This window comes from Vibrio nigripulchritudo ATCC 27043, from assembly GCF_000222685.1.
Taxonomy (GTDB): domain Bacteria; phylum Pseudomonadota; class Gammaproteobacteria; order Enterobacterales; family Vibrionaceae; genus Vibrio; species Vibrio nigripulchritudo.
The window spans coordinates 1-5,001 of record NZ_AFWJ01000137.1 but is presented as its reverse complement, the minus strand read 5'-3'; the positions used below and the strand labels follow the sequence as shown (position 1 = coordinate 5,001).

Annotated in this window: 5 protein-coding genes; all 5 read left to right on the top strand. The window is 44.1% G+C overall.

Annotated elements, in window-relative coordinates:
- The first annotated feature begins 37 nt into the window (after positions 1 to 37).
- Positions 38 to 811, top strand: coding sequence for a hypothetical protein (locus RH89_RS12930; protein ID WP_004402457.1), 774 nt, complete (start codon positions 38 to 40; stop codon positions 809 to 811).
- Complete coding sequence (locus RH89_RS12925) at positions 811 to 2,121, top strand: type II and III secretion system protein family protein (protein WP_004402456.1); 1,311 nt, start codon at positions 811 to 813, stop codon at positions 2,119 to 2,121. The genes RH89_RS12930 and RH89_RS12925 overlap by 1 nt, the downstream gene beginning before the upstream one ends.
- A complete protein-coding gene (locus tag RH89_RS12920) occupies positions 2,121 to 2,609 on the top strand; it encodes a hypothetical protein (RefSeq protein WP_004402455.1) in 489 nt (162 codons plus the stop codon). Before RH89_RS12925 ends, RH89_RS12920 begins: the two co-directional genes overlap by 1 nt.
- Before the next feature lie 3 nt (positions 2,610 to 2,612).
- Complete coding sequence (locus tag RH89_RS12915; protein ID WP_004402454.1) at positions 2,613 to 3,800, top strand: CpaE/TadZ family protein; 1,188 nt, start codon at positions 2,613 to 2,615, stop codon at positions 3,798 to 3,800.
- 9 nt (positions 3,801 to 3,809) lie between these two features.
- The coding region (locus RH89_RS12910) for a TadA family conjugal transfer-associated ATPase (RefSeq protein WP_004402453.1) at positions 3,810 to 5,001 on the top strand (1,192 nt) is incomplete at its 3' end.

Below are 5,001 nucleotides of genomic sequence, written 5' to 3'. Positions count from 1 at the left end.
GGGTAGGAATTCCTGCCCAACTTTATAAGTGATCTGTATGAGTAAGCCTGTCCTGTTTGTACTAATTTCAGCTGTTTTGTTTCTAGGGTTGCTTTATGGCAAAGACATCTTCTTTGCCGAAGAGCCTGTCCCCGTAAAGCCTGAGCCTATCATTGAGACTGTTAAAGTACTTCGGTTGGTGAAACCTGTTAATAAAGGAAGCTTTTACAGCGAATTGGCTACAGAAACTGTGGAAATTTCAGAAGTTCAGGCAAGAAATAACGGGCTGATAACAGAAGAACAGAGAATCCCAGATGGCGCTTTGTACAGGGAGCCTCTTAGTGAAAATACTTATTTAAAACGTGACCTTATAGCTTATCCGAGTGACAAGGATTATGTGAACTTCACTCTGTCTGAAGATCACGTACCTTATTATTACACAACAAATGGTAAAAGCGCGGTAGATGCAATTGGGTTGTCCACTGGGGATACAGTAAGTTTTATTTCCACTACGAGCCAGTATTCTAATATTAACAACTCAGGATACAAAGACATAAGTAATATTATTACTGAAGTGCTTGTACATAAAGCACGTATCGTTCGAGTTATAGACGTAAATGAAGAGAGTCAACAAGACGGCGTATCAATAAATAAAAAGCAGATCGTTGTTGAACTAAAAATAAACGATGTAATGAAATTGGATATTGCCACAAGAATCTCAAAAATAACTGTCGTTCCGGCGAATATGGTAAACCAATATCTGTCTGTCCGTAGTGTCGATATATTAGAGAAACAACACGGAGTCCGTGAACTTAGAGCAGGAGCAAAGTAATGAGAATTCTGAGTTTAGTGACTTTTTTATTTACAATAAGTTCTCCAATTATTGTGATGGGCTCCGAGCTTGTTTCCATTGATCAAGGTGCTGCAAAAACAGTTAAAACTAACCGCACAATAGATACTGTTTTCGTATCTGACCAGAAAGTGGCGGATTATAAAGTTATTGATGAAACCAAAATTGTCATTCACGGTGTGAGTGTTGGTACTGCAAGCCTCATTATTTTTGATAGAGGTGGAAATGAAATCTATAACTCTGAAATTGTGGTGAACAAAAGCCTTCGTCAGGTGAAACAAATGCTAGTTGCCCATTTCCCTGATGAGGAAGTCAACATCACTAATGTTGGTTCCCAAGTCGTGCTGGACGGCACAGTGCAGAGCGAAGAAGTCAAAAACAAGATCTATCGTCTGGTGGGTGAAATGCTACAAAAAACACCCAGTCGCAGTGTATTGAACCCGAGCTCATTGGAGAAAGGATTGAGTAGCGAACTTGCATACACGGAGAAGTTCGTATTCAAAGGCATCATCAACAACCTTAAAGTTCTTTCTACCGAACAAATAAACGTAAAGCTCACTGTTGCAGAGGTTTCAAGTAATTTCCTTTCTGAATTGGGTGTGTCATACAGCAATGTGGGTCAACCAGGTCGCTATGTAAAACAGATCCTCGAATTTTCTGCAGAAGATATTGTCGCTGTTATTGCGGCAAGCAAAGACGACTCTATTGGTCAGGTATTGGCAGAGCCCAACTTATCTGTCATCTCCGGTGAAACAGCCAGCTTCCTCGTTGGTGGTGAATTGCCCCTAGTTGCGCGCGATGGAGAAGGGGTGAGTGTTTCTTACAAGGAATATGGCATCAAGTTGTCGATGGTCGGCAAGGTAACGGATTCGGAAAACATTCGCCTTACTTTGATGCCAGAGGTGAGTTCGATAGACGCATCCAATAGCCAGAGCAACGCATTCTATAACATGCCTTCTCTTCGTACGCGAAAGGCGCAGACCACCGTGCAGCTCAAAGATGGACAAAGCTTTGTTCTTGCGGGCTTATTAACCACTGAAGAGCGCGAAACACTAAGCCGAATTCCCCTCTTAGGAGATATCCCGATTCTGGGCGCCTTATTTAGTCACACCAAGTCAGACCGAACCAAAACTGAGTTGATTATTGTTGCCACGGTTAACCTGGTGGATCCGGTACAAGCGAAGGACATTAAATTGCCAAAATTCAAAGCCAGCAGCGATTTAGAGCGACTGTTCCGAATCAATTTATCTGACCCTGAAGTAGAACAAACCATAAAAGCGGGAGGATTCTAATGTTATTGCGACTAGCGATTTTTGTCGTCCCGTTTCTCGTTGGGTGCAGTTCTCCTGTTCCCTCGAACCTAACGCAGGTGGACGAGTTAGAGCAAGTCTATGAATTCAATGTGGTAGACAAGCGCATTTCACTCAAGCGAAGCCTGAGTTTTATCGAAGACGTGAATAAGTCACACCAGAAATCTCAGTTTGAAGTCTATTACGACCCCAAAGAAAGTGAATTTGTCGCTGAATTGATCGAGAACGCTCGTCAAAAAGGCATTCATCGCCACCGTATCAATGCAACGGTTAAAGGAGAAGATTCGGCACGACCTGATTCTCAACCCTTGTCAGAAAAGTCTATTTCTATTGTTACCAAATACACACTAGTTAACGACAAGCATTGCCAGACGTTGCACATGGGTAATGCCAGTACGTTCCAGTTTGGTTGTGCTGTCGAATACAACCGAATCAAAAGCCTCGTGAAACCGTTAAAAGGTACAGAATAAAAGATGGATCTAAACAACTTATTTAAGACATCGACCGCCACCAAAAAGCCATCGTCTGAATTTGTTGACCTTCTGGTATCGGACGACGCTGAGTTTATTCAGTCTGTCAAAGACCTGTATGCCATTGAAGGTTTTCCAGCTCCGCTTGAAGTACCCGATATCGATTCAGGCAAAATGCCTGAAAATCAAAAGATTAAACACGTGATTCTGGACTTTCGAAACTCAGAGAATCTGAATCATGAAATAAGCGACATCACTACCAAACTGGATGTCGGCATTCGCATCATCGCAGTGAGCGATTCAGACTCTATTCGGCTGAAAAATCAAGTTCAGGCGTTAGGTGCAGAATATGTATTGTGGGATGAACACCTCCAAGACTTGCTGAATACCATAAGTGTCAGCGCACCTAATACGGCTGTCGCCAATAACACTCGGGTTGCGAAACGAGTACTGCTTCTCTCTTGTAAAGGGGGAATTGGACTTTCGACGATTTCTTCTCTGTTGAGTTATGGGCTATCTGAGCAGGCGCACTTAAAAACCTTACTGGTCGATCATGATTCTAATGCATTTGCGTCCGATATTTTTCTGGGGATGAAAAGCGTCAAGCCACGTCACAACAGTATTGAGTTAAACCAACAGGATATCGACAGCGCGATAGCTCAGACTTATGTATCCTCAGCCAGCGAAAAGCTCGACTATCTGATTCTCGAAAAAACCACCGCCTGTGTCGGAGACCATGCTTCAACGCTTCACAATCTGTCGTATCAGTTAATCGGCAATTACAACTTCATCGTGGATTCGGTTCCTCTTACTTCGTTCGAAGAGATTCACGATCAAGATTTGAGTGAAAAGTATCACCGAATATATGTTGTGTGTGACCCTTCAGTCGCGTCACTTAGGGCTTACAACATCATTCGAAAAAAAATGGGTAAAGCGGAACACCAGGTGTTGTTCAGTCAAAACCGCCCGGCAAAAGATTACATGGTTTCTTTGGAGAACGCGAAGGAGCGGGTAAAGCAAAAAGAAGCACTGACATTTAGCTATGAATCTGGGTTAGAAAAGCAGCTTATCCAGACCGGGATGAAAACAGTCATTAAGAATAAAGTCGCCCAGCCTGTCGTCCAGATGATTCAGGATCTGACGGGGAAAAGCATTGGCTCTAAATCTAAGTTCTCACTGTTTAAGAAGTAGGTGAGAGCAATGAGTCAATTTAAAGAAATTTATATCAAGCTGCGAGACGAGATATTTGACGCACTAGATGCCTCCACTCTGGTTGAAATCAGCAATGAAGAGTTAGAAGCCCAACTAAAAGAAACGGTAAATCTGCTGATTGACCGCGGCGGACTGCAGGTCTCTAACTCCCAGCGAACTGAATTGGTGAAAGCACTTTTAGCGGAATTAAAAGGATTGGGTCCGCTACAAACCTTGCTGGATAACGATGATATATCGGACATTATGATCAATGGTCCGCATGATATTTTCATTGAAATTGGCGGCAAGGTGCAAAAATCACCCATTGAGTTTGTCAACGAAAAGCAGCTCAATACCATCGCAAAGCGCATTGCATCTAACGTAGGGCGCCGAATCGACGAATCCAAACCTCTCTGTGATGCCCGCCTTGAAGACGGAAGCCGTGTAAACATCGTGATCCCCCCATTGGCGATTGACGGCACCTCGATCTCCATCCGTAAATTCAAGCAGCACAAAATCAAACTGGAAAACCTTGTCGAATTCGGCGCTCTCTCCATTGAAATGGCGAAACTGCTTTCTATCGCAAGTCACTGTAAATGCAACATTTTGATCTCTGGTGGTACAGGTTCGGGTAAAACCACCTTGCTGAATGCCCTTTCAGGCTACATAGGGGAATCGGAGCGCATTGTTACCATTGAAGACGCGGCCGAACTGCAGTTACAACAACCACATATCGTTCGTCTGGAAACCCGTCAGGCGAGTGTAGAAGGGACTGGTGAAATAACGGCTCGTGACTTGGTTATCAACTCACTTCGTATGCGACCCGATCGCATCATTGTGGGGGAATGTCGTGGTGGCGAAGCTTTTGAAATGCTTCAGGCGATGAACACAGGTCACGATGGTTCCATGTCAACTCTGCACGCCAACACGCCACGAGATGCCATCGCTCGTACAGAAAGCATGGTGATGATGGCGACAGCCAGCCTTCCTATTCAAGCCATCCGCCGCACCATTGTCAGCGCGGTAGACCTGATCGTTCAGGTAAAGCGCCTTCACGATGGTAGCCGTAAAGTCCTTTATATATCTGAAGTGGTAGGGCTTGAAGGTGACAGCGTTGTAATGGAAGACATCTTCCGGTTTGAGAACAAAGGAACGCTCGAAGACGGGAAAATCGATGGTGAATTTCGCACCCCAGGTCTTT

Excerpts from the sequence above, each read along its gene's own strand:
- RH89_RS12930 (WP_004402457.1), top strand. The coding sequence starts at position 38 with ATGAGTAAGCCTGTCCTGTTTGTACTAATTTCAGCTGTTTTGTTTCTA.
- RH89_RS12925 (WP_004402456.1), top strand. The coding sequence starts at position 811 with ATGAGAATTCTGAGTTTAGTGACTTTTTTATTTACAATAAGTTCTCCA.
- RH89_RS12920 (WP_004402455.1), top strand. The coding sequence starts at position 2,121 with ATGTTATTGCGACTAGCGATTTTTGTCGTCCCGTTTCTCGTTGGGTGC.
- RH89_RS12915 (WP_004402454.1), top strand. The coding sequence starts at position 2,613 with ATGGATCTAAACAACTTATTTAAGACATCGACCGCCACCAAAAAGCCA.